At 55.2% G+C, this 25041-nt stretch carries 19 protein-coding genes; 4 read left to right on the top strand and 15 right to left on the bottom strand.

Annotation, left to right across the window (positions count from 1 at the left end):
* Positions 1–19 precede the first annotated feature (19 nt).
* Positions 20–610, top strand: a complete 591-nt coding sequence (locus ACIGCM_RS14730) for an NAD(P)H-dependent oxidoreductase (RefSeq protein WP_397503308.1) — start codon at positions 20–22, stop codon at positions 608–610.
* A 110-nt stretch (positions 611–720) separates the two neighbouring features.
* On the opposite strand, the gene ACIGCM_RS14725 is transcribed toward ACIGCM_RS14730, so the two are convergent.
* The 3 genes from ACIGCM_RS14725 to ACIGCM_RS14715 are packed head-to-tail and all read right to left on the bottom strand — an operon-like array spanning position 721 to position 6488.
* Positions 721–2145, bottom strand: a complete 1425-nt coding sequence (locus ACIGCM_RS14725) for an efflux transporter outer membrane subunit (protein WP_397502835.1) — start codon at positions 2143–2145, stop codon at positions 721–723.
* The gene (locus tag ACIGCM_RS14720; RefSeq protein ID WP_397502834.1) at positions 2142–5279 is read right to left on the bottom strand and encodes an efflux RND transporter permease subunit; all 3138 of its coding nucleotides are present in this window, start codon (positions 5277–5279) and stop codon (positions 2142–2144) included. Before ACIGCM_RS14720 ends, ACIGCM_RS14725 begins: the two co-directional genes overlap by 4 nt.
* 12 nt (positions 5280–5291) lie before the next feature.
* Positions 5292–6488, bottom strand: a complete 1197-nt coding sequence (locus ACIGCM_RS14715) for an efflux RND transporter periplasmic adaptor subunit (protein WP_397502833.1) — start codon at positions 6486–6488, stop codon at positions 5292–5294.
* A 206-nt stretch (positions 6489–6694) separates the two neighbouring features.
* Here ACIGCM_RS14715 and ACIGCM_RS14710 point away from each other — a divergent pair, with 206 nt between their 5' ends.
* Positions 6695–7069, top strand: coding sequence for a MarR family winged helix-turn-helix transcriptional regulator (locus ACIGCM_RS14710; protein ID WP_397502832.1), 375 nt, complete (start codon positions 6695–6697; stop codon positions 7067–7069).
* Between the two features lie 134 nt (positions 7070–7203).
* On the opposite strand, the gene ACIGCM_RS14705 is transcribed toward ACIGCM_RS14710, so the two are convergent.
* The 4 genes from ACIGCM_RS14705 to ACIGCM_RS14690 all read right to left on the bottom strand — a co-directional run bounded on the left by ACIGCM_RS14705 (position 7204) and on the right by ACIGCM_RS14690 (position 11334).
* Positions 7204–8061, bottom strand: a complete 858-nt coding sequence (locus ACIGCM_RS14705; protein ID WP_397502831.1) for a glycine betaine ABC transporter substrate-binding protein — start codon at positions 8059–8061, stop codon at positions 7204–7206.
* Positions 8062–8265: 204 nt separating this feature from the next.
* A complete protein-coding gene (locus tag ACIGCM_RS14700) occupies positions 8266–9210 on the bottom strand; it encodes a choline ABC transporter substrate-binding protein (RefSeq protein ID WP_397502830.1) in 945 nt (314 codons plus the stop codon).
* A 37-nt stretch (positions 9211–9247) separates the two neighbouring features.
* Positions 9248–10132 carry an ABC transporter permease gene (locus tag ACIGCM_RS14695; protein WP_397502829.1) on the bottom strand — a complete coding sequence of 295 codons (885 nt, stop codon included), beginning with the start codon at positions 10130–10132 and terminating at the stop codon, positions 9248–9250.
* A 2-nt stretch (positions 10133–10134) separates the two neighbouring features.
* Positions 10135–11334, bottom strand: a complete 1200-nt coding sequence (locus ACIGCM_RS14690; protein ID WP_397502828.1) for a glycine betaine/L-proline ABC transporter ATP-binding protein — start codon at positions 11332–11334, stop codon at positions 10135–10137.
* Positions 11335–12365: 1031 nt separating this feature from the next.
* Between ACIGCM_RS14690 and ACIGCM_RS14685 the strand changes: the two genes are divergently transcribed.
* Both ACIGCM_RS14685 and ACIGCM_RS14680 read left to right on the top strand, forming a co-directional pair.
* Positions 12366–13745, top strand: a complete 1380-nt coding sequence (locus ACIGCM_RS14685; RefSeq protein WP_397502827.1) for an L-serine ammonia-lyase — start codon at positions 12366–12368, stop codon at positions 13743–13745.
* A 516-nt stretch (positions 13746–14261) separates the two neighbouring features.
* Positions 14262–15365 carry a GlxA family transcriptional regulator gene (locus tag ACIGCM_RS14680; protein ID WP_397502826.1) on the top strand — a complete coding sequence of 368 codons (1104 nt, stop codon included), beginning with the start codon at positions 14262–14264 and terminating at the stop codon, positions 15363–15365.
* A gap of 113 nt (positions 15366–15478) precedes the next feature.
* Here ACIGCM_RS14680 and ACIGCM_RS14675 read toward each other — a convergent pair whose 3' ends face one another.
* The 8 genes from ACIGCM_RS14675 to ACIGCM_RS14640 all read right to left on the bottom strand — a co-directional run bounded on the left by ACIGCM_RS14675 (position 15479) and on the right by ACIGCM_RS14640 (position 24823).
* Positions 15479–15730, bottom strand: coding sequence for a hypothetical protein (locus tag ACIGCM_RS14675; protein ID WP_397502825.1), 252 nt, complete (start codon positions 15728–15730; stop codon positions 15479–15481).
* Positions 15731–15756: 26 nt separating this feature from the next.
* On the bottom strand, positions 15757–16545 hold the full coding sequence (locus ACIGCM_RS14670) for an electron transfer flavoprotein subunit beta (protein WP_397502824.1): 789 nt from the start codon (positions 16543–16545) through the stop codon (positions 15757–15759).
* The gene (locus ACIGCM_RS14665) at positions 16535–17758 is read right to left on the bottom strand and encodes an electron transfer flavoprotein subunit alpha/FixB family protein (RefSeq protein WP_397502823.1); all 1224 of its coding nucleotides are present in this window, start codon (positions 17756–17758) and stop codon (positions 16535–16537) included. The genes ACIGCM_RS14670 and ACIGCM_RS14665 overlap by 11 nt, the downstream gene beginning before the upstream one ends.
* On the bottom strand, positions 17755–19704 hold the full coding sequence (gene dgcB / locus ACIGCM_RS14660; RefSeq protein WP_397502822.1) for a dimethylglycine demethylation protein DgcB: 1950 nt from the start codon (positions 19702–19704) through the stop codon (positions 17755–17757). The genes ACIGCM_RS14665 and dgcB overlap by 4 nt, the downstream gene beginning before the upstream one ends.
* A gap of 221 nt (positions 19705–19925) precedes the next feature.
* Positions 19926–21986 carry a dimethylglycine demethylation protein DgcA gene (dgcA, locus tag ACIGCM_RS14655; protein ID WP_397502821.1) on the bottom strand — a complete coding sequence of 687 codons (2061 nt, stop codon included), beginning with the start codon at positions 21984–21986 and terminating at the stop codon, positions 19926–19928.
* 39 nt (positions 21987–22025) lie between these two features.
* Positions 22026–22556 (bottom strand): DUF5943 domain-containing protein, encoded by a 531-nt coding sequence (locus tag ACIGCM_RS14650; RefSeq protein ID WP_397502820.1) that lies wholly within the window; start codon positions 22554–22556, stop codon positions 22026–22028.
* 93 nt (positions 22557–22649) lie between these two features.
* Positions 22650–23627, bottom strand: coding sequence for a dipeptidase (locus ACIGCM_RS14645; protein ID WP_397502819.1), 978 nt, complete (start codon positions 23625–23627; stop codon positions 22650–22652).
* A gap of 254 nt (positions 23628–23881) precedes the next feature.
* Positions 23882–24823, bottom strand: coding sequence for a GlxA family transcriptional regulator (locus tag ACIGCM_RS14640; protein ID WP_397502818.1), 942 nt, complete (start codon positions 24821–24823; stop codon positions 23882–23884).
* Positions 24824–25041 lie beyond the last annotated feature (218 nt).

Raw genomic sequence — 25041 nt, 5'->3', positions numbered from 1 at the left:
CTTTTTTATGACGAGCCCAATGAAAAAAGTATTGTTACTCGACGGGGGTAAAACCTTTGCTCACTCAGCTGGGCGTTACAACAGCACCCTGCACGAAACTGCGCTACAGGTACTTGATCATGCTGGTTTTGAGCTTAAAACCACACGTATTGATGACGGTTACGATATTCAAACCGAGGTTGAGAAGTTTCTCTGGGCCGATGTGATCATCTATCAAATGCCAGGCTGGTGGATGGGTGCACCCTGGATTGTAAAGAAGTACATCGATGAAGTGTTCACGCAGGGGCATGGCAGCTTGTACGCCAATGATGGCCGTACCCGCTCAGACAGTTCTCAGAAATACGGCAGCGGCGGCTTGCTCCAAGGCAAGCAATACATGCTGTCCTTGACCTGGAACGCGCCAACCCAAGCATTTGATGACCCGACTGACTTTTTCTCCGGCAAGGGTGTTGATGCCGTGTATTTGCCTTTCCATAAAGCTAACGAATTTCTGGGGTTGAGTGGCTTGCCAACATTCATCTGCAACGATGTGATGAAGGCCCCTGCCATCGACCAAGACAGTGCGCGTTATGCAGCGCACTTGGCTAAGGTTTTTCAACTGGCTGCTTAACCCTTGAGAGTCGCTTTGACTGAGGCCCAGCCAGCGAAATGCTCAAAGAGCGGCGGGTACACGGACTTTCTCTGCGACAAAGGGTGGATGAAAAAAACGTCATCCACCCGTTATGAGCCCTCAGCCATTTCGCTGCCCGGTTGCCAGCCGCCACCCAAGGCCTTGTACAGGTTAACTTCGCTGCTGAGCTGAGCGAGGCGGTCGCTGATCAGGTCCTGGCGAACCTGAAACAGCAAGCGCTGGGCATCAAGGAAAATCAGATAACTGTCGACCCCACCACGGTAGCGCTGTTGCGCCAAATCGAAGTACTGCTGGGTGCTATTGAGTAGTTGCTGTTGTGCAGCGAGCTGCTCTTTGTAGGTCAGTCGCGCAGTCAAACCATCAGATACTTCCTGAAAGGCCAGTTGAATGGCTTTTTCATATTGCGCAATCTGGCTGTTTTTCTCGATCTCGGCTACATCCAGTGAGGCGCGAAGACGGCCTGCATTGAAGATGGGTAGATTGATTTCGGGTTGAAATAACCAGGTGCCAGAGCCGCCGCTGAACAAATCAGACAATGATGAACTCATGGTTCCGGCATTGGCAGTCAGACTGATACTTGGGAAAAAGGCCGCGCGCGCCGCACCTATGTTGGCGTTTGCCGCTTTAAGCAGATGCTCCGACTGTAGAATGTCGGGGCGTCGTTGCAGCAACTGCGAGGGCAAACCTGCGGGTACTTCGGTGAGCAGGTTGTCGTTCAGTTTCGGGCTGGCAGGCAGGTCCTGTGGTAAGGCACTGCCGAGCAGCAGCACGAGCGCATTCTGGTCTTGCGCAACTTGACGCCGATACTGCGCCAACACCACGTTGGCACCATCCAGTGCAGTTTTCGCCTGGCTTAACACAATCGCCGACACAGCACCTGCATTCAGGCTGCGCTGAGTCAGGTCGTAGCTGTCTTGGTAGGTCTTGGCCGTTTGCTCGGTAAGTGCCAGCAGCTGGCGGTCGGCCTGCAAGGTGAACCAAGCATTGGCAACACTCGCAATCAGGCTGATGCGTACACTTTGTTGCGCTTCGATCGTGGCGAAATACTGTTCCAGCGCTGCTTGATTAAGGCTGCGGATGCGCCCGAAGAAATCCAGCTCCCAGGCACTGACGCCCAAGGTGGCGCTGTATTGACTGTTGATACTCGATTCGCCGCTCTGGTTGACCCCTTCAGGTAGACGCTGGCGGGTGCCAGTGCCGTTGGCATTGACCTCAGGGAAAAGCTCAGCACGCGTAATACGGTATTGAGCCTGATACGCCTCGACATTTAAGGCCGCGACGCGCAGGTCGCGGTTGTTATTGATTGACTGCTCGATCAGCTTGATCAGCGCCGGATCTTTAAAAAAGCTGCGCCACTCTTGCAACTGCGTCGCGTCGTTCGAACCCAGTGCCGGGTATGCGTCGGCGCTCGGATACGCTGCTTCAACAGGTGCCGGTGGCTGCTGGTACTCAGGGTTCATCGAGCAACCCCCGAGTAGCGTCAGGGTGATAACGCTCAGGGCGAATTTGTTCATGGCTGCACCTCGTCTTTGGCAGTTGGCGCAACTTTTTTCGGTTTAAACCACGAGCTGATCAAGACAAAGAATAACGGCACCCAGAATATAGCCAGCAGAGTGGCGCTGAGCATACCGCCGATAACCCCAGTGCCGATGGCATGCTGGCTACCTGCACCTGCGCCACTGGATATGGTGAGTGGCACTACGCCGAGGATAAACGCCAGCGAGGTCATGATGATCGGCCGCAAGCGCATGCGGCAGGCTTCAAGCGCAGCCTCGGTGAGGCTTTTGCCGCTGTCGTATAGTTCTTTGGCGAACTCGATGATCAGGATGGCGTTTTTTGCCGCCAAACCAATGGTCGTGAGCAGGCCAACTTGGAAGAACACATCATTCGACAGCCCGCGCAAACTGGTGGCAAGCAGCGCGCCGACTATGCCCAGTGGCACCACCAGCAGGACTGCCAGCGGAATGGTCCAGCTCTCATAAAGCGCTGCCAGACACAGGAACACGAAGACCATCGACAGTACATAAAGCGCCGGTGCTTGAGAGCCAGACAAGCGCTCTTCATAAGAAATACCCGTCCAGGAGTAACCCACGCCGACAGGGAGTTTGCCGGCCATTTCCTCCATGGCTCGCATGGCATCGCCGGTGCTGTACCCCTCGGCCGGAGCCCCGAGAATTTCCAAGGCTGAAACGCCATTGTAGCGCTGCAATTTCGGTGAGCCGGTTATCCATTTGCCGCCCGCAAAGGCACTGAAGGGCACCATTTTCCCTTCACTGTTGCGCACGTACCATTTGTTCAAATCTTCGGGAACCATGCGCGCTGCTGACTCGCCTTGCAGGTATACCTTTTTCACCCGGCCTTTATCGATGAAGTCGTTGACGTAGCTGGAGCCCCAGGCAATCGACAAGGTATTGTTGATGTCGCTGAGGCTCAGCCCCAACGCTCGGGCACGTTCATCATCGATTTCCAGCTGGTATTGCGCCTCATCTTTCAGGCCGTTGGCCCGCACGCCTGTTAACACCGGATTGTCGCGCGCCATCTTGAGTAACTGATCACGGGCCTCGCTCAGCGCTTCATGGCCGACCCCGGCGCGGTCTTGCAAGAACATGTCAAAGCCGCTGGAGTTACCCAGTTCTCGAATAGACGGTGGGGCAAAGGCAAAGACCATGGCGTCGGTGATTGAGTGAAAGCGTGCCTGGCCGCGTTTTACCAGACTGAAAACACTGTTTTCCTCACCAGGACGCTCTTCCCAAGGTTTGAGGGTCACGAACGCCATACCAGAACTTTGCCCGCGACCCGCGAAGTTGAAGCCACTGATACTGAACACCGACTCGACAATATTGCTTTCGTCGTTCAGCAGGTAATCGCGTACCTCATCCATGACCTCTTTGGTCCGTGCCATGCTGGAGCCCGAAGGGGTTTGCACTTGGGCATAGAACGAGCCTTGGTCTTCCTCTGGCAGGAAGGCGGTGGGGATGCGTGAAAACATCCACGCGATGATGCACAGAATCAATGCGTAGAGAATTAGATACGGCAGTTTGCGTTTAAGGATGCTGCTGACACTGCGCTCATAGCCGCTTACGCCACGCTCGAAGGTCCTGTTGAACCAGCCGAAGAAGCCCCGCTTGCTGTGGACTTCGCCGTCTTTGATCGGCTTGAGCAGGGTGGCGCACAGGGCCGGGGTGAAAATAAGTGCAACCAACACCGATAGGCTCATGGCCGCAACAATGGTAATTGAGAACTGCCGGTAGATAACCCCGGTAGAGCCACCGAAGAACGCCATCGGCAGGAACACAGCAGACAGCACCAGGGCAATACCGACCAAGGCACCCTGAATCTGGCCCATGGATTTGCGCGTGGCTTCGAGCGGCGAGAGCTTGTCCTCGGCCATCACCCGTTCCACGTTCTCCACCACCACGATGGCGTCATCCACCAGCAAACCGATTGCCAGCACCATGCCGAACATGGTCAAGGTGTTAATGCTGAAGCCGAATGCATCGAGCACCGCAAAGGTGCCAAGCAAGACCACCGGTACTGCCAGGGTCGGAATCAAGGTGGCGCGGAAGTTCTGCAAGAACAGGTACATCACACAAAACACCAACAGCACGGCTTCCATCAGGGTGAATATCACCTCTTTGATCGAGCCCGCAATGACTGGGGTGGTGTCGTTGGGGTAAACAATTTCAAGACCCTTGGGGAAGAACGGCTTGAGGTCTTCGAGGGTGCTGCGAATAGCGGCCGAGGTCTCCAGGGCGTTGGCATCCGTGGCGAGTTTTATCGCCATGCCGGCCGCTTGTTTGCCGTTATATTCTGCTGAGGTGTTGTAGTTTTCTCCGCCCAACTCAACCTTGGCGATATCGCCGAGGCGAACCTGAGAGCCATCAGCGTTGACCTTGATCAGGATATTTTCGAATTGCTCCGGGGTTTGCAGGCGGGTCTTGCCCACAATGGTCGCATTTAGCTGCTGGCCATTCTGGGCGGGCAGTTCACCGAACTGGCCCGAGGAAATTTGCACGTTCTGCGCTTGAATAGCGGTTTTGACGTCGATTGGTGTCAGTTGATAATTGTTGAGCTTTTCCGGGTTAAGCCAGATGCGCATGGCGTATTGCGCACCAAAAATCTGGAAGTCACCCACGCCCTTGGCGCGTAGCAGCGGGTCTTGGATATTGGAGACGATGTAATCGGCAAGGTCGTCGCGGTCCATGCTGCCATCGGTGGACACCACACCCACGATCATCAGGAAGTTTCGCACGGCCTTGGTGACCCTGATCCCTTGTTGCTGCACTTCTTGCGGGAGCAGCGGGGTCGCCAGTTGTAGCTTGTTCTGCACTTGCACCTGAGCCGTATCCGCATCGGTGCCTTGGTCGAACGTCACCGTAATGGTCATGGTGCCGTCGGAGTTACTTTCCGAGGAAATGTAGCGCAGGTTATCGAGGCCGTTGAGTTGCTGCTCGATCACCTGAGCCACAGTGTCTTGTACAGTTTGTGCCGAGGCACCGGGGTAGGTGACTCTGATGCCAATGGCGGGTGCCGCGATGCTGGGGTACTGGTTGATCGGCAAGTTGAGGATAGCCAAGCTGCCGACCAGCATGATCATCAGCGCAATTACCCAGGCAAAGATCGGCCGGTCGATGAAAAAACGAGACATGCGTGCCGCTCCTTATTGAGGGTCGACGGCAGGTGCCGGAATGGTCGAGGGGTCTGCTTCTGTTTCTATCTCGGCTTCCGGCACGGCATCAGCATCGGCATCGGCATCGGCTTTTATATTCTGGGCAGCAACCGGCTTGACCGTATCGCCCGGCAAGACGTACTGCAGGCCTTCGGTGATCAGTCGGTCGCCATCCTTTAGCCCTGCAGTAATCAGCCAGTTGCTGCCGGACGTACTGTGGGTCGTGACCGGGCGCAGCACCACTTTGTTGTCGGCATCCACCAACATCGCCACCGGTTGGCCTTTGTGGTCGCGACTAATGCCTTGCTGTGGCGCGAGGATGGCTTGTTTGCGCACACCGCTAATCAACTTGGTGTGCACAAACATGCCGGGCAGAAGGAGATGGTCGGGGTTAGGGAAAACTGCGCGCAGGGTGACCGAGCCGGTCGTTTCATCCACCGACACTTCGGAAAACTGCAGGGTGCCGGTGTGCTGGTAATGGCTGCCGTCAGGAAGGATTAGCTTGGCTTGTGCCTGATTCTTACCAGCTTTGTCGAGCTCGCCTGCGGCGATCGCCTTGCGCAGCGCCAGTTGCTCTTGGACTGACTGGGTAACGTCGACGTAAATCGGGTCGTACTGTTTGATCGTGGCCAAGGCTGTGCTTTGGCCATTGGTTACCAGCGCGCCTTCGGTAAATGCCGAGCGCCCGATGCGGCCGCTGATAGGGGCCGTGATCTTGCTGTAGCGCAGGTTGATCCGGGCTTGATCTGTGGCGGCTTCCGCTTCAAGGCTGGCGGCGCGGGCGGCTTCGTAATCCTGCTGGCTAACGGCCTGGCTGGAGACCAGTAACTGATAACGCTTGGCTTTGGCTTTAGCGGACGCCAGTGTCGCTTCAGCGCTCTTTAATGTGGCTTGGTAGGTGGCTGGGTCAATCTGGTAGAGCACTTGCCCGGCTTTGACATCATGGCCTTCTTCAAACAGACGCTTGAGGATAATGCCGTCGACCTGAGGTCGAACCTCGGCGGTGCGTAATGCTGTGGTACGGCCTGGCAAATCTACCGTTTGCTCGTAGGGCTTGGCTTTGAGGGTGATGATGCCAACTTGTTGTGGCTGTTTTTCTTTTGTGGCACTGGGTTCATCGCAGCCAGTTAACAAGAGACTCAATGCAACCATCGAGCTAATTATTAGGGGTCTAAGGTTGCCTTGCATGCCCAGCTCTCCGTTACGACCTACCGATACCCCGCGCTGCTGTATTGAGCAGGCAAGTTCAGTAAAAAAGGCGATATAGTTGATGGGGTCAACATTCTCGCGATATGGTTGACTGAGTCAACATTGTTTACAGAATCCTTACTTCAGAGTGTTTCACCTTGACCAACCAAGCGTTATCTCGCACCCTGCGTCGGCTGATTATGGGTATGAAGCACCAGGTTCTACGCGACATGCGAGAGGCCAGTCTTGCGCTTAATCCACCCGATGTTTTGTTGCTTGAGCAGTTGGCGTTGCAGCCGGGCCTGAACCCACTGGCACTGACCAAACTCAACGGCTGTGACAAAGCGTTGATTACCCGAAGGGTGCGTAGCCTTGAGGCGCGCGGATGGATAAAGCGTGAACCCGACCCGCAGGATCAACGCAGCGTGCAGTTGAGCCTGACTGCCCAAGGCGATCAAGTTAAAGAGCAGGCCTTGGATATTTTCTATGCGGCTGAAACGGCTGCATTTGCACCGCTCACCGATGCCGAACGTGAGACGTTACTGGCGCTGCTCAATAAGTGCCTGCCTGCTGAGGGATAGCAAGAATGCACAGCCGGTTCTGGATAATTTGTCCACCGGGTGCCTCAGGCCCATAAAAAAAGCGGACCGAGGTCCGCTTTTTTACAGCTGAAAGGGTGGATGGTAAAGACATCATCCCCCTACGAGATGTCAGCTTATTTTAGCCACTCAGCTACGCGATCAGGATTTGCCGCAATCCATTTTTTCGCCGCATCTTTAGGGTCAGCGCCCTCGCGGATAGCCAGCATTACCGCCCCCACTTCTTCACCATTCCAGGAGATTTTCTTCAAGAATGCGGCTGCTTCAGGTGCTTTGGTCGCCAGTGCCGGGTTAGCCACTGTGTCTACGTGCTCTGCATCACCGAAAACTTTCTTCGGATCTTCCAGGAAGCGCAATTTCCACTTGGCAAACATCCAGTGTGGAATCCAACCTGTCACCACGATTGCCTTTTTGTCTTTCTCCGCACGGGTCAGGGCTGTAGCCATACCTGGGCCAGAGCTTGGCATCAGTTTGACGTCTAGGTTGTACTGTTTGATTGCATCTTCTGTGCGGCGCATAACACCCGCACCGGCATCAATACCGGTAATTTTACCGTCGATGTCTTTGCTGTACTTGTTCAGGTCTTCGATGCTTTTAGCCGCGAAGTAATCAGGCACGATCAGGCCGATTTTTGCACCTTCATAGTTAGTACCGAGCACTTCAACCTTGTCTTTGAAACGCTTGTAGTATTCGCCGTGTGTTACCGGCAGCCAAGCAGACAGGGTGGCGTCAAGGTCACCACGGGCTACGCCTTGCCACATGATTGCAGGCTCTACGGCTTGCAACTTGACGCTGTAACCAAGTTTGCTTTCAAGTATTTCAGCTGCAACGTTACTAACTGCGACGCTGTCGTCCCAGCCGTTTACGAAACCGATTTTCAGCTCTGGCTTGTCAGCTGCCATTGCTGAGGACATGCCAAGCGCCAAGGCAGCAACGCCGAGACTTTGCAGGCACAGTGATTTGAATTTACGCATAGGGTTTTGCTCCGTCAGTGTGAGTGGCAGTTGTTATAGGTTTACTGGCTCGTTCTGATTGCGGGCCTTGGGCTGCACCCTTGTGGTCCACAGGGACGTTCAATCTAAATTGAGTCGCCCGGTAAGCGAGCAAACAATGTCTGCCCGCTTTATCAAGCGTTCGCGCTGTGGCAGCCAGGAACGCATTGATCGTCATTGGCAATTTTACAGGCCGACGAATTTCTTAACGGCAGCAGCGCCGTCTTCACCATCAATAGTGGTTACACCTGCAAGCCACTTATCCAGAGACTCTGGATGGGCCTTGATCCACTCTTTTGCCACTTCGGTTGGGTTCTGCTTATCGAGAACTTTTTCCATCAACTGGCTTTCGATTTCGACCGAGAACTGCAGGTTATTGAGTAGCTTGCCAACGTTGGGGCATTGCTCTTCATAGCCAGGGGAAACCACGGTGTAGACCTTGGCTGCGCCGTAATCCGGGCCGAATACATCGTCACCGCCGGATAGGTAGGTCAGGTCAAACTGGGTGTTCATCGGGTGAGGGGCCCAGCCGAGGAAAACCACCGGTTCTTTCTTCTTCACAGCGCGCTGAACCTGGACCAGCATGCCCGCTTCACTGGATTCAACCATGCGGAAATCGCCGAGACCATATTGGTCGCCCTTGATCATTTTCTCGATCAACAGGTTGCCGTCGTTGCCGGGCTCAATGCCGTAGATTTTGCCACCCAGCTGGTCTTTGAACTTGGCAATATCCTGGAAGCTTTTCAGGCCAGCTTCTGCCGCGTAGGTCGGTACTGCCAAGGTGTATTTGGCACCTTCAAGGTTGGCTTTAGGCAGCACCTTGACCCCACCGTCCTTGAGAAATGGCTCAATGACTGCATCCATTGAGGGAGCCCAGTAGCCCAGGAATACATCAATTTGCTTCTTTTTTACCCCGGTAAACGCGATAGGCACTGAGGCGAGAATCTTGCGTGGCTGATAGCCCAGACCCTCAGTCAGGGTCATCGCAACGCCGGTTGTTGCGGAAATATCAGCCCAGCCAATTTCAGCAAATTTAACCTGCTTACAACTTGCTGGCTCTGCCGCCCATGCGCCTTGCATCATTGCGCAAGTCAGCAGGCCAATTCCTGCAAGTGTCTTAATCGTGTTCATCGGCAACTCCCTAGTCTTTTTAGAATGAAACGCTTAATTATTGGCGTTGTAATTTTTCACTCAGCCACGTAACAACGCTGCTGCGACTATTCTCTTGCTTAGGTGTGCCGAAGCTTTCAGTAATGCGGTCAAGGATGATTGCCAGCAACACCACGGCCATGCCGCTTTCAAAGCCTAGACCGATATCCAGGCGTTGGATGCTCGCGAGTACGTCGTTACCCAGGCCACCGGCACCCACCATCGAGGCAATAATGACCATCGACAAGGCCATCATGATGGTCTGGTTAACGCCCGCCATGATTGATGGCATTGCGTTTGGCAGTTGCACCTTGAACAGTAACTGACGGCCGTTACAGCCGAACGACTGGCCAGCCTCAACAATTTCTTTGTTGACCTGACGAATACCCAAGCTGGTTAAACGTACCGCGGGTGGCATTGCAAAGATCACCGTAGCGATAATGCCGGGTACACGACCGAGACCAAAGAGCATGGCAGCAGGGATCAGGTAGACGAACGCTGGCATGGTCTGCATGAAGTCGAGGATAGGCCGGATAATCATCGCCACTCGTTCGCTTTTAGCCGCCCAGATACCCAGCGGAATGCCCAGAATCAAACTGATCAGCGTTGCCGAGAAGGTAAGCCCGAGGGTCACCACCGTTTGCTCCCAGAAGCCGGTCATGACGATGAGCACGAAAGCGACAGCGGTGAAAATCGCGAAGCGCAAGCCGATACGCCAGATGCCCAGCGCAACGAAAATAGCAATCAGCAGCCACGCTGGCGGGTACATCAGCACCGCTTCAATGGCTTCAGAGAAACCACTGACAACCTGACCGATGCTGTCGAATGCGCCGCTGTAGTTATCCAGCAAGTGCTGGACAACATCATTTACCCAGCTGCCGAGGTCGAGTTTTTTATCGCTCATTATTAGTCTCCCTGCTGCATGCGGGTCAGAAGACGACCCTTGCTGATTGCGCCGCTGTAACGACCGTTTTCATCCTTCACCGGGATAGGACCTTCGTTATCAACCAAGCGCTCAATCACTTCATTGAGCGGCAGGTCTTCTGGGGCGCACTCAATCTGCTTGAGCACTTCAGCATCCAAGGCGTGGGGTTGGCCGTCTTCGACCAGCAGGGCAATCTTTTCAAGGCTGATAGAGCCTTGGAACACATTGTCCTGGTCGACGATAAAGGCGTAATGCTTGTCCATATCCTGCAGCTTCTGGCAGACCATTTGCGCGTCTGGTGCACTGCCGTTGTGAACGAACAGCGGTACGCTGTCAGCCTTGAGCTGGCCGGCGGTCAGGTAGCGATTGGTGTCGACAGTGTCGAAGAAGTTACGCACATAATCGTTGGCTGGATTATCGACCAGCTCTTGCGGTGTACCGACCTGAATCAGTTTGCCGCCTTCCATGATGCCGATGCGGTTACCGATGCGCATGGCCTCTTCAATATCGTGGGATACGAAGATAATGGTGCGTCGATGGGTTTTTTGCAGCTCAAGCAGCACGTCTTGCATTTCCCGGCGCTTGAGTGGGTCGAGGGCCGAGAAGGCTTCGTCCATGATGATCATCGAGGGGTCAACTGCCAGTGCGCGGGCCAGGCCAACGCGCTGCTGCATACCACCTGACAGCTCATGGGGATGTTTTTGCGCAAAGGTGTCGAGGCCCACTTGAGTGAGCACTTTCATCGCACGTTCTTCGCGTTCTTTGCGGCTGACGCCAGCCACTTCGAGACCGAACGCCGCGTTGTCCAGGACGGTGCGAGAAGGCATCAACGCGAAGGACTGAAAGACCATGCTCATGTCACGACGACGCAGGTCGATCAATTGCGACTTAGGCAGCTTTGCAACGTTCTGCCCATCAATGAAAACATCACCAGCACTTGGTTCAACCAAACGGTTGATCAGTCGAATAAGGGTTGATTTGCCCGAGCCTGACAGGCCCATCAATACAAATATCTCGCCTTCTTCGACACTAAAGGAGACATCGCTGACTCCGATTACTGAGCCTTTTTCTGCAAGGATTTTGTCCTTGCTCCAACCTTCTTTAAGCAGGTCGATTGCTTCTTGTTCATTTTGGCCAAAAACCTTGTACAGGTTTTTTACGACGATTTTTCCAGACTGCATGGGATTTGTTCCCCTTCAGAAGACATCCAGATCAGTTACGCGGAACTCTACTCGTTGGCAGAGTGATGCCGACTGTTCGTGTCTGTGTGGGTTTACGTGGTTCCAGGATATGGTTGGCCAATTGCTACGCGACTCACTGGGTTTATTCAGGCACCACCAAAGCGTCGCCCCATGTGCCGTTAAGGCGGTGGGCGATTTAGTGGTGTGATTGTGATCAAACCTTGCTTTGCCGTGTTGCAAACTGCGTTCCAAACCCTCTGGCAGTGTTTTGAAGCCCAATCCCTTGGGTGAACACATCTCAACCTGAGATGCGCGTACATCCGAATTTTTTTGTTGGGCTGGCGCCCACTTGGGGGTTGGCCAGCACGTTTTTTTACTTCGGTCCGAGGCTTTGGGCCTCGGTCTGTTTGCTCGGTTTCAAGCAACAGCGACGAAATCGGCTGACTCAACGATATAGGCTTCTAGTGGCGACAATTGTCGATTAGCGACCCTGACGTGTTGGGCGACGACATTGCGCATACCTATTAAAACCATAACAGACTTTTTACCCTCAAGGCCAAGGCTGAAAGCCGCGCCGCTCGTGGTTTTCAGCGCTTCAGTCGGACGTAGCCGCCGTAGGCCGGGGGCTGCGGCGCAATGAAAAAAAACTGAAAAAAATCGGTTTTTTGAGGAATTTTACTGCTCAAGTGTAGTTTTTATTGCACGTTTTTGCTGTTGAGGTGCGGCTGGGATTGTTGTTTTTTTTGCGCTTATCCGGCGTTGCTTTTGCGTATTTTTTTATAGGGATTTCATTGATTTGGACCGTTCATGAACGAGGGTATTTGGTCATTAATTACGCGATGTTTTGCTGCTGCCTGTGTTGTTGAAAAACAGCACCCAGGGATTTAATAGCGCTCGGTTTTGCCTCAGCAAATAGGCATTTAGGGTTAAGTGTTGACGGGTTTGGGTATGAGCAAGTCGGTGCTGGGCGTCAGCCCTTTGCCGAAATATTGATGATGGCGCGAAACAACGATTCCTTTGGGGAAACTGTCGTGGCTATCAGTGTATTTGACCTGTTTAAAATTGGCATTGGCCCTTCCAGCTCGCACACCGTCGGGCCAATGCGCGCTGCCGCGCTGTTTTTAGCTGCGCTAAAGGAGGCGCAATCGCTGGCTCAAGTCGAGCGTATTGAGGTCCGGCTGTATGGTTCGCTTGCAGCGACAGGGGTTGGTCATGGCAGTGACAACGCAGTATTGATCGGTTTGATGGGCGAGTTGCCAGATAGTGTTGACCCCAGTCAGGTGCTGCCTAGAATCGAGACACTGAAAGCCACAGCCCAGCTGAAGTTAGGGGGTGGGCCGTTAATTCGCTTCGATTGGCCGCGCGATATGCTGTTACTCGAAGAGAACCTGCCGTATCACCCCAATGCACTCACATTGACGGCTTTTGATGCACAGCAATGCCAGGTGCTTAGTAACACCTACTATTCCGTGGGTGGTGGTTTTGTTGTGGATGAAGAGCAAGCCGCGACCGGCAAGCTGGATCAAGATGAAACCCGCTTGCCCTATGATTTTTCCAGTGCTGTGCAGTTGCTGGACCTGTGTCAGCAGCACCATTTGCGGGTTAGCGAATTGATGATGGCTAACGAGCAAGCGTGGCGAACTGAAGCGCAGATACGCAGCGGCCTGCTAACGCTCTGGCAAGCGATGCGCGATTGTGTCGAGCACGGCTTGCGTCACGAAGGTATTTTGCCAGGCGGTTTGCATGTCCAGCGCCGCGCCGCCAAGTTGCATCGTAGTCTGCAAGAACTGGGTAAGCCTAATGTGATCGGCTCAACCCTATCCGCCATGGAGTGGGTGAATCTATTTGCATTGGCAGTCAATGAAGAGAATGCGGCGGGAGGGCGGATGGTCACCGCACCCACCAATGGTGCGGCAGGGATTATTCCCGCAGTGTTGCATTACTACATGAAGTTCAACCCGGACGCTTGCGACGATGATGTGGTCAATTATCTGCTCAGCGCTGCGGCTATTGGCATCCTGTGTAAAAAGAACGCTTCCATCTCAGGTGCCGAAGTCGGCTGTCAGGGCGAGGTCGGTTCTGCCTGCGCGATGGCTGCTGCTGGGCTGGCTGAAATTCTTGGGGCAACCCCTGAGCAACTGGAAAATGCAGCGGAAATTGGCCTGGAGCATAATCTCGGCCTGACCTGTGACCCCGTAGGCGGACTGGTTCAGGTGCCCTGTATCGAGCGTAATGCCATTGCCGCAGTCAAGGCCATCAATGCCGCGCAAATGGCGTTGCGTGGGGACGGAAAGCATTTTATTTCACTTGATCGCGTCATCCGCACCATGCGTGATACCGGTGCTGACATGCAGGATAAATATAAGGAAACCTCTCGCGGTGGTTTGGCTGTAAGCGCCATCGAATGTTGAGGTTTTGAACGTTCACAGGTCAGTGAACGGACCAGCGCCTAATTTTGGTGCGTGTCCAGCTTGGCTGTATTGCTATCGATCCGTCCACCGCCCAAGCAGATGACTACCGTTGGTCTGTTACTGCGCCTCTGGCAATTTGAGGCGGGGTTACAAACAGCTGTTTGAAAGCTGCTACTAAAATGCTCAACCCCCCGTTGTAGCTGGCTCAAAGGTCGTTTTCCGAATGCTTTTGTCGTAACTGTGAATGCGGGTATGGCGTGGGCTGCAGCTATGGACTATTTTTTATTGAACGGCTGATCAATTTAGGCATGGCCTTTGCGTTGCATTCACAGCCTGTCTGGGGCTGCCGTAAGCCAGACGTTGCGTGCTTGATTACGATTACGCAGTGCTGATGCTGCGTTATTAACAGCGACTGAAACTGTTAATAACCTGCCTGAACTTCGCGCTGAGCTTCGTAGACCTATTCCAAGAAGAGCTGTTAAAGCTCAACCATGTGCTTGTGTGAGGGTTTGCTTAATGTCGCAGTCCACCAGCGGGGCTCAGCCTCCGAACCAGTTGCCTCAAACAATCGGCTTTTTGCTTCTGGATAACTTCACCCTGATTTCTCTGGCCTCGGCAATCGAGCCGCTGCGCATGGCCAATCAGCTGTCTGGCAAAGAGCTGTATCGCTGGTACACCATTAGCCTGAACGGGGCACAGGTTTCGGCGAGCGACGGGCTTAATATCAGCCCTGACGCATCCATCAGCAGCGTCCCCAAGCTGGACTCAATCATTGTCTGTGGTGGTGTCGATATCCAGCGAAGCGTGACGCGCGAGCACTTGCAATGGCTTCAGCAAATGGCGCGTCAGGGGCGTCATATGGGGGCTGTATGCACCGGTAGCTGGGCTTTGGCTAAAGCAGGTCTGCTTGATGGCTACGACTGCAGTGTGCACTGGGAATGCTTGGCGTCGATGCAGGAAGCCTTTCCGCGTGCGGCAATCACCACGCGCCTGTTCTCCATTGACCGCAACCGTAATACCTCGTCTGGCGGCACCGCTCCGATGGACATGATGCTGCACAAAATCGGCCGCGAACACGGTCGTGAATTGGCGGCGGCAATTTCCGAGATGTTTATCTACGAACGCATTCGTAACGAGCAAGATCACCAGCGAGTTCCGCTCAAACACATGCTCGGCACTAATCAGCCGAAGCTGCAGGAAATCGTTGCCCTGATGGAAGCCAATCTTGAGGAGCCTATCGACCTCGACGAACTCGCTTGCTATGTCGATGTTTCGCGGCGTCAATTGGAGCGGCTATTTCAGAAGTACCTGCACTGCTCACCATCACGCTATTACCTGAAGCTGCGCCTGATCCGTGCGCGTCAGTTGCTTAAGCAAACATCGATGTCGATTATTGAAGTCGCTTCGGTCTGTGGCTTTGTTTCGACCCCGCATTTTTCCAAGTGCTACCGCGAGTATTTTGGCATTCCACCGCGTGATGAGCGCGCCGGAAACAGCCTGTCGAAAATCGTCTCGTTGGTGCCAGTGACCGAAGACTTGATGCGGCCTTCGTCATCGAGTGCCATGGCAGCGCTGACCCGTGCGCAGGGTGAGTCGACCTTTGCCAGCGTGCGAATTTAACCCGTGCGTAGAGCGGGCAACACAAGGCTTGCCCGATCAACCCGAATATCGACAGTCGCTGATGGCGGATGAAAAAAGCGTCATCGGCCCTACGAAATAGATTCAATTCGGGTTTATTTCGGTTGAGGAACCAGTGCCGGCAACAGCGTGCGTGAAATCGCTTCACGCACAGCAGGCAACAGGGTAGCGCTGCCCCCCAATAACTCCTCCACGACTCGGCGTAACGCCAAGGCGCGGTCTGGGCTCAGGCCGCTAACGGCTTGGGCGCAGGCTTGTTCTGCGCTTGCTCCCGCGGGTATCGCCAAGCCTATGGCATTGAGGCGTTCGCGCAGGTCTTCCTGGTCGATCAAGTCAGCGTGCATCATGGTAAACCCTCTGCGAATGGCTGCGCTTAGCGCAATACACCTTCATCAATAAGTAATTTGAAGATAGCCTCGGCGGCTTCAGTTGGCGAGCAATCCTTGAGCACTTGACCGCCACCTCCAGATGACTTGGCTGTAGCTGCTTTCATGCGCTCTGCGCCGGTTTTGGCTTTGATGACTTTAAGCCGTTTAGGCCGTGGTCGTGCGGGCTGCAATTGCGCTTCGGTGAATAAAGGATCCGGGCAGACATTTGCGGCTGTAATCTTTAGCTCACCGCGTCGTGCCGGGCCAAAGGCACTTTGCCTGGCTGAGGGCGCAGCGTTATCGACGCTGGCGATAAATGGCATCTGCACGTGCAGACGTCTGCGTTGGCCGCGCGGGAGTGCTTGCAATACGTGGGCAACGCCTTGGTCGATACGCTCAACTTCGGCCAGCCCCACGACAATCGGCCAACCGAGTTGTTCGGCGAGCAAATAGGGAAGCATGCCTGAGCCTTCACCGGTTTCTGCCTGGCTGCCAGTTAGAATGAGTTGGGCATCGCTGTCAGATAAGTAGTCGCTCAATGCATGAATGACATCTGCATGCGGTGGCTGCTCAAGCACCTGCAATTGTTTGATCCCCATGCCTAAATAGCCGCGCAAGGCTTCCTGTTGCGCATCCCCTGCGTGCACGACCTCTAAGGTCTGGCCCGCGAGACGCAAGCCGAGCTCGACTGCACGGGCATCTTGTTCGGCGCGCCTTGGCCTGCCGGATGTTGGATGGGCGCCGATTGAAACCAGCGCCACAATCTTGAGCGCTGCTGCGGTATCAGGCTGCATCACGAATACCTCCCTGACGATGGGCGTCGATGCGTGTAATCAATGCCTGAAGGATGGCTGCTGAGTCGCCAATGACTGACAAATCAGCACGTTTGACCATGTCGCAATTGGCATCCATATTCACCGCGACGACTTTGTCGCAGGCACCAATCCCCTGCAGGTGTTGGATCGCGCCGGAAATACCTACGGCCAGATAGACCCGTGCTGTAACCCAGGTGCCGGTTGCGCCGACCTGGCGGTTGCGCGGCATAAAGCCGTCATCGACGGCCACCCGCGAGGCACCCTCAGTGGCTCCCAGGGTTTCGGCTGCTTGATGAAACAACGACCAGTCCTTGACACCGTTGCCGCCGGACAAAATAAATTCAGCCTCGGCCATTGGAATCAACGCCGGGTCTACAGCCACCGCGCCAAGGTCTTCAATGTGGGATTTACCCGTGATGATCGCATCTTGGAGCTGCATGGCTTGTGCTTGATGCCGGGTTTCGCTGATCGGTTCGGCACATTCAGCCATGGCCAAAATTAACCGTGGAGCTGGTCGCTGAAGGTCTTCACGACCAGCGCCTGCGCGACCAATACTCTGTTCGTCGGCAACCTGCCAAACTCGGGTTGCCGGGCGCTCAGACAGTTTCGCGCCCAGCCTGCGGCCCAACTCTGCGCCACCATTGCGGCTGTCAGGCAACAGCCAGTGACGCGGGGCAAGCTGATTTTCAACCCGGACTAATGCACGCACACGTTGTTCAGGCGAGTAGCCATCAAACACTGCGTCTGTGAAGTGCAGGATACGGTCAACACCCGCGGTGTCGAATGCGCTTTCCTTGTGTTCGGCAAATATCACCGCCACCACTGCGCCCTCGGTGCCAGCGAGCTTGTTGGCGAGGCCCAGCAGGTCTTTGTCATGACTGCTCAAGCGGCCGCCGACCATATCGGGTACCACGCAAATATAGAACGCCGGTTGTTCGACAATATGCAGGGGTAGCTGGACAGCGGTAGGCGCGGTGCTGCGTTTGGTCGTGCTGGTGTGTTGCGCGCCGGAACGGTCGATGCGTTTGATCCCGTTGGGCCCAATAAAGCCAAGCGCATGCGGGTTTTTACGCGGTACGCCAGCAGCGCTTAGCCAGCTTGCAACGCTGACTTGCAGGCTTGCATGCAGTGGGTGCAGGCGATTGCGCGCTATCCACTCGGCCCGCGGGTCGCGGCGAATAATCTCACTCATACGGCCTCCACAACTTCACGCTGGGCAGGACGAACCGGCGCGGCTTCGATTAGCATCTCAGCAACCAGTTCGGCGATATCCTTGATCTGTGGGCGCGGTTCAACCACACCCTCAAGCATGACGGTGCATTGTGGGCATCCCACCGCGACAATCTCAGCGCCGGTCTCATTGATATCGACCATGCGCATGTCCGGAATCCGCTGTTTGCCGGGTATGTCGGTTATGGGGGCACCACCGCCGCCGCCACAGCAACGCGAACGAAAGCCCGAGCGCTGCATTTCCTTGACCTCAATACCAATGGCATTAAGCACCTTGCGCGGCGCTTCATATTCGCCGTTGTATCGGCCCAGGTAGCAGGGGTCGTGATAGGTGACTGAGGCATTCTGGTGCTTGCTTAGATTGAGTTTGCCAGCACTGATCAACTGCTCAATATAGGTGCTGTGATGCAGCACGCTGTAGTGACCGCCCAATGCACCGTACTCATTTTTCAACACATGGAAACTGTGTGGGTCGGCGCTGATGATGGTCTTGAAGCGGTATTGGGCCAAGGTGTCGATGTTGCGTTTTGCCAGCTGTTGAAAGGTGGCTTCATCGCCTAGCCGTCTCGCTACATCGCCACTGTCGCGCTCTTCCAGCCCAAGCACGGCGAAGTCGACGTTAGCGGCTTTAAGGACTTTGACCAGAGCGCGCAAGGTGCGTTGATTGCGCATGTCAAAGGCACCGTCGCCGACCCAGAACAGTACATCGGCCTGTTGTTTCTCGCGCATCAGGGGCAGGTCGAGATCGGCCGCCCAGTTCAATCGGCCACCGGGTGCGAAACCGCCCGGGTTGTCGGTGGCGATTAGGTTTTCCAGTACCTCTGCGCCTTTATTCGGCGTTGCGCCTTTTTCCAATGTCAGATGGCGACGCATGTCGACGATGGCGTCAACGTGCTCAATCATCATCGGGCATTCTTCAACGCAAGCCCGGCAAGTGGTGCATGACCACAGGGTTTCGGCATCGACCAGTGCCTTGCCATCAAGCGCGACTATCGGCAAGTGCGGCCCACCGCTGTGTTCGCCGATGTTCTTGCCCGGGTAGGGCGAACCGGCAAATTTAGCGTCGGTGCCCCCAGCCAAACCGACGACCATGTCTTGAATGAGCTTTTTCGGATTCAGCGGCTGGCCAGCAGCAAAGGCCGGGCAGGCGGCTTCGCATTTGCCGCATTGAACGCAGGCATCAAAGCCAAGCAATTGGTTCCAGGTGAAATCGCTGGGTTTTTCGACGCCAAGCGGAGCTTGCGGATCGTTCAAGTCGAGGGCTTTTAGCCCGCTGGAGCGCCCGCCGCCGAAGCGTTCAGCGCGGCGGTGCCAGGCCAGGTGCAGGGCACCGGCAAAGGCATGTTTCATCGGCCCGCCCCAGGTCATGCCGAAGAATAACTCGCTGACACCCCAGGCTATACCCACCAGCAAAATTGCAGCCAGAAGCCAGCCACCAAAGCCTACAGGCACAATCCCGGCCACGGGCAAGGTGGCGATAAACAGGCTGGCGGAGAACATCAGCAGGCTTTTCGGCAAGCGCATCCACGGGCCTTTCGACAGCCGTGAGGGTGGGTTGAGGCGGCGTTTCGCGACAAACAGCGCACCGATAAACATCAATACTGTTGCGGCCAAAAGGGTGAAACCTAGGATTCGGCTGTGCAGGCCAAATCCATGCACCACAATTGCCAGAACCGCCGCCAAAACGAAGCCGCCAGCAGTTGCAACGTGGGTATTAGCAATGTATTTGTCGCGGGCTACGACATGGTGCAGATCGACCATATAGCGGCGCGGCATGGCCAGCAGCCCGCCAATCCAGTCAACCTGTGCAGGCCGTCCACGCCGCCACATGGCAAAGCGTTTCAGCGCGCCCACGACTGCCAACGCCAGCGCGACGAACAGCAGGATGGGCAAAACAGTATTCAACATCTCGGGTCTCCCTAGCGGGACCGCATAATTCAGGTCGAGTTGGCATGGGCTGACTCGACCGCTTGTGCTCTCAAACAAAGACCTTCGCTCTTGCCCTTGCCCTTACCAATCTACGAGTCACCCGATCGAGTCACTGAGTGTGCTGAGCAAGGCGTTCACCGCAGCCAATAGTGGTTCTATTGGCAAGGGGAACAACGCCGCACAGCGCGCTCAGGGGCCGATCAGAAGTCCTTACACAATCTAAGGGCGTCGTAGATGGCGGCGTGGGTATTTCGCTGGGCTACGCAGTCGCCGATGCGGAACAGCAAGTAGCCATCGCCACTCTCGCTCAGGCAAGGCTGTGGCTGAATCGCAAACAGCGCTTCAACATCCATCTGGCCTTTGTTGCGCGAGGCTTCTTTCAGCGCGTAGTACAGGCGCTCATCCGGGCGCACACCGTTCTCTACCACCACTTGGTCGATGACCCGCTCTTCATGGGCACCGGTGTATTCGTTCTCCAGTACCGCAACCAGTTTGTCGCCTTCGCGATAAACCTTTTCCAGCATCAGGTCACCGGTCATGATCACTTCCTTTGGATACATGCTGCGGTAGTAAGTCGGGAACGATGTGCCGCCAATCGCCACGCCAGGCTTGATGTCGTCGGTGACGATCTCAACCTGCGAGCCTTTATCGGCGAGAAAGTCAGCCACCGACATGCCGGTGAATTCGCAAATGGTGTCGTAGACCAGCACATTTTTACCCGGTGCTACTGTGCCATCGAGAATGTCCCAGCTACTGACGATCAAGCCTTCTTCTGCGCCCCATTGCGGGTTTTGTTCAACAAATGGATGGCCGCCGTTGGCCAGCACCACAATGTCTGGGCGCAAGTCGAGAATGGTCGCTTCGTCGGCGCCAGTGCCGAGACGCAAATCCACATTCAAGCGTGCCAGTTCGAGCTGGAACCAGCGGGTGATACCGGCAATCTGGTCGCGCTGTGGCGCTTTCGATGCGGTGGTGATTTGCCCGCCGAGCTGGTCTTTTTTCTCGAAAAGCGTCACGTCATGGCCGCGCTCTGCAGCTACCCGCGCCGCTTCCATACCCGCTGGGCCGCCACCGACAATCACCACTTTGCGCTTAACGCCGGTGGTTTTCTCGATGATATGCGGCACGCCCATGTATTCACGGGAGGTGGCTGCATTCTGAATGCACAATACATCCAGGCCCTGGTACTGGCGGTCGATGCAGTAGTTGGCTCCCACGCACTGTTTGATCTGATCAATCTGGCCCATCTTTATCTTGGCGATCAGGTGCGGGTCAGCGATGTGCGCGCGGGTCATGCCGACCATATCGACATAACCGCCTTCCAGAATCCGCGTGGCTTGGTTCGGGTCCTTGATGTTCTGCGCATGCAGCACCGGCACCTTGACCACTTCCTTGATGCCCGCCGCCAAATGCAGGAATGGCTCAGGCGGGTAGCTCATGTTCGGGATTACGTTGGCCAGCGTGTTGTGGGTGTCGCAACCAGAGCCCACTACACCGATAAAATCGAGCATGCCAGTGTCGTCGTAATACTTGGCAATTTGCTTCATGTCTTCGTGGGTGAGGCCATCCGGGTGGAATTCGTCACCACAGATGCGCATGCCTACACAGAAGTCATCGCCAACTTCTGCGCGCACTGCTTTGAGCACTTCCAAGCCAAAACGCATGCGTTTTTCAAAGCTGCCGCCCCATTCGTCTTCACGCTTGTTCACCCGTGGTGACCAGAACTGATCAATCATGTGCTGGTGCACGGCCGACAACTCAACACCGTCCAGGCCACCTGCTTTAGCGCGGCGGGCAGCTTGTGCGTAGTTGCCGATGACCCGCCAGATTTCTTCCGGCTCGATGGTTTTACAGGTGGCGCGATGCACCGGTTCGCGGATGCCCGATGGCGACATCAATGTTGGCCAGTGGAAACCGTCCCAACGCGAGCGACGGCCCATGTGGGTAATCTGGATCATGATTTTGGCGCCGTGCTTGTGCATGGCGTCGGCCAGGTTCTGGAAGTGCGGAATGATGCGATCGGTCGCCAGGTTGACCGAACTCCACCATTGCTGCGGGCTGTCGATGGCAACGACTGATGAACCACCGCAAATTGCCAGGCCGATGCCGCCCTTGGCCTTTTCTTCGTAATACTGGACGTAACGTTCGGTGGTCATACCGCCGTCAGTGGCATACACCTCGGCGTGCGCCGTGCTGATTACACGGTTGCGGACAGTCAGTTTGCCGATCTGAATCGGCTGGAACATTGCCTCGAAAGCCATTTCTTACTCCTCAGCTGGCGGCGCTTTACAACGGCTGGGTCAAATAGGTTTAACAACAAAGAGGCCATGCTCGTGGCCTTCTTCGGACGCGCCGAACTCTTGCTCGGCGACGGTGCGCAAATTGCTACCGCTGGCTTCGAGGATTTGGTCCATGGCACCGGCAAACCAACCGGTAAACATGTAATCGACCTTGCGCCCGCATTTGCCGTATACGTAGACAAAGGCTGAGTGTTCCAGGCGCACTTCAGCGGTGCCTTTTTCAAGGTTGATATGTTCAATCTTGAACAAACCCCAACCGCGCTGAGACAAGCGCTTCATGTAGTGCTCAAAGACAGCAACACCTTGCATGCCGTGGCATTCAGCTTCCTTCTCACACCAGTGCCAAGCCGACTTGTAGCCCGCTTTGTAAAGGATCTCGGCATAAGCCTCTGCGCCCAGAACCTCTTCAATGCCCTTGTGGTTATTGACGAAAAAATGGCGTGGGACATAGAGCATTGGCAGGGCATCGGTGGTCCAAACCCCGGTCTCATCGTCGACTTGGATTGGCATTTCAGGCGCGTGTGTGGACATGGTCTAACTCCAGAATTCATGGGGCTGCAAGGCGTCGGCTTTGCTTATAAATAGAGTTGTGGCGCTCAGGCACTCATTACCGAACTGCGGCGATTACTCGCCCCAAACGTCGGCCAGCACACGTACCCAGTTATCGCCCATGACCTTGCGCACCACGCGCTCGGACATGCCACGCTTGAGCAGGGTTTCGGTGAGGTTGGGGAATTCACCCACGGTACGGATGCCCAGCGGGTTAACGATCTTGCCGAAGCTGGTCAGACGTCGTGCATAGCCTTTGTCATGGGTCAGCCACTCAAAGAAGTCCTGGCCGTGACCTTGGGTGAAGTCGGTGCCGATACCAATTGCATCTTCACCGACGATATTCATCACGTACTCGATGGCTTCGGCGTAATCGTCGATGGTCGAGTCGATGCCTTTGGCGAGGAAAGGCGCAAACATGGTTACGCCGACAAAACCGCCGTGGTCGGCAATAAACTTAAGCTCTTCATCGGATTTGTTGCGCGGGTGATCTTTGAGCCCGGATGGCAGGCAATGCGAATAGCACACCGGCTTTTTCGATTCGAGAATCACTTCTTCACTGGTTTTAGACCCTACGTGAGACAAGTCGCACATGATGCCGACCCGGTTCATCTCGGCCACGATCTCCCGACCGAAACCGGAAAGCCCGCCGTCGCGTTCGTAGCAGCCGGTGCCAACCAGGTTTTGCGTGTTGTAGCACATCTGCACAATGCCAACGCCGAGTTGTTTGAACACCTCAACGTAGGCAATTTGATCTTCAAAGGCGTGGGCATTTTGGAAGCCAAAGATGATGCCGGTTTTGCCCTGCTCTTTAGCTGCGCGGATATCCGCCGTGGTACGCACCGGAATCACCAGGTCGCTGTTTTCACGAATGAGTTTCTGGCTGGCACCGATGTTATTCACCGTGGCTTGGAAACCTTCCCAGACCGACACGGTGCAGTTGGCTGCCGTCAGGCCACCTTTGCGCATGTCTTCAAAGAGTTCACGGTTCCATTTAGCGATGATCAGCCCGTCAATAACGATGCTGTCGGCGTGCAATTCGGCTGGGCTCATCAGGCTGTCCCCTCAGGTTCTTGCGTCACATCTGTTGATGACGCTTTGAGGTGAGCATATCCCCGAGGGGTGAAGTAGCCCGGTGTAAAAACGACTGAGGGATTGCCGAAAGCGTCAACAGCAGGTCGCAAATTGATAAGCTGTCGCGCACATAGGCAGGGTGGGTGATGCTTGTTAACCCACCTTTTGTCGGCGTGGATACCTGTGCATTGGCTCGTGTTGTTCACGCTATGCACGGTCGCGCAGGTGTCGCGTTAACTGTGCTCGTGGCGATCTTGACTGGGGCTGGTTTGGAAACGTTTGCGGTAGCGTCGGGAAAAATACGATGAGGATTCAAAACCGCAGGCTAGGGCGACTTCCAGCACGCTCATGTCGCTTTGGCGGAGCAATTGCCGGGCTTTATCCAAACGCAGGTTGAGGTAGAAGTTGGCGGGTGTGTCATTCAAATGCTGACGAAACAAGCGTTCCAGTTGGCGCGGGGTAATCTGCACCAAGTCGGCCAACTGTTGTGGTGACAGCGGGTTTTCGCTGCGCCGCTCTATTTCGGCGATCACCTGGCTGAGCTTTTTGTTATGCACCCCGTAACGGCTGGTGACCTGCATGCGTTGATGGTCTTGGCGCGAACGGATACGGCCCAGTACAAACTGCTCAGATACTTTTACCGCCATGGGTTCACCGTGATCACGGGCGATCAAGGTGAGCATCATGTCGATGGTTGAGGTGCCGCCAGCAGTGGTGATGCGTTTGCCGTCGATCTCGAACAGTTCCTGAGTGACCTTCAGGTTGGGGTAACGCTCCTGGAAGGCATTAATGGCTTCCCAATGCAGGGTGATGCGTTGTCTATCCAGCATCTTGGCTTCGGCCAGAATAAAACTACCGGTGTCGATAGCGCCCAGTACCACGCCCTCACGATCCAACCGGTGCAGCCAGGCCGACAATGACTGGCTGTAACTACCCAGAGGTTCAAAGCCACTGATCACAAACACCGTGTGCGGCAATTCATTGTGTTCGAGTGCGCTTCCAACATTGAGTGACATGCCATTACTGGCTTCCACCGGCCCGCCATCTAAGCTGATCAGACGCCAATCATAGAGTTCGCCTTTGAATCGGTTGGCGACGCGCAGGGGCTCAGTGGCGGACATCAAGCCCATCATCGAAAAGCCTGGCAGCAGCAGAAACCAAAAGGTTGTGGGCATTGCCTTGATTCACCTCTATGTGGCGGATTTAGGGAGCGCTCGGGCAGCAGCGTTGCAGCCGTGGTGCAGTCGCTATAGTTCCATAAATAGTCGTTAAAGTGCGCTTTATCCAGCGCGCTCTTGGGTATTGTGGCTACATCGGGCGTTATCAAGCCCGAACACGGAGGGGCCGTCAGGCCTCTACAGAACAAAATCCGGGGCTCGTTGCAGGCGGTTTT

This window comes from Pseudomonas sp. NPDC078700, from assembly GCF_044542375.1.
Classification (GTDB): Bacteria; Pseudomonadota; Gammaproteobacteria; order Pseudomonadales; family Pseudomonadaceae; genus Aquipseudomonas.
This window is presented reverse-complemented; position numbering and strand designations above follow the sequence as displayed.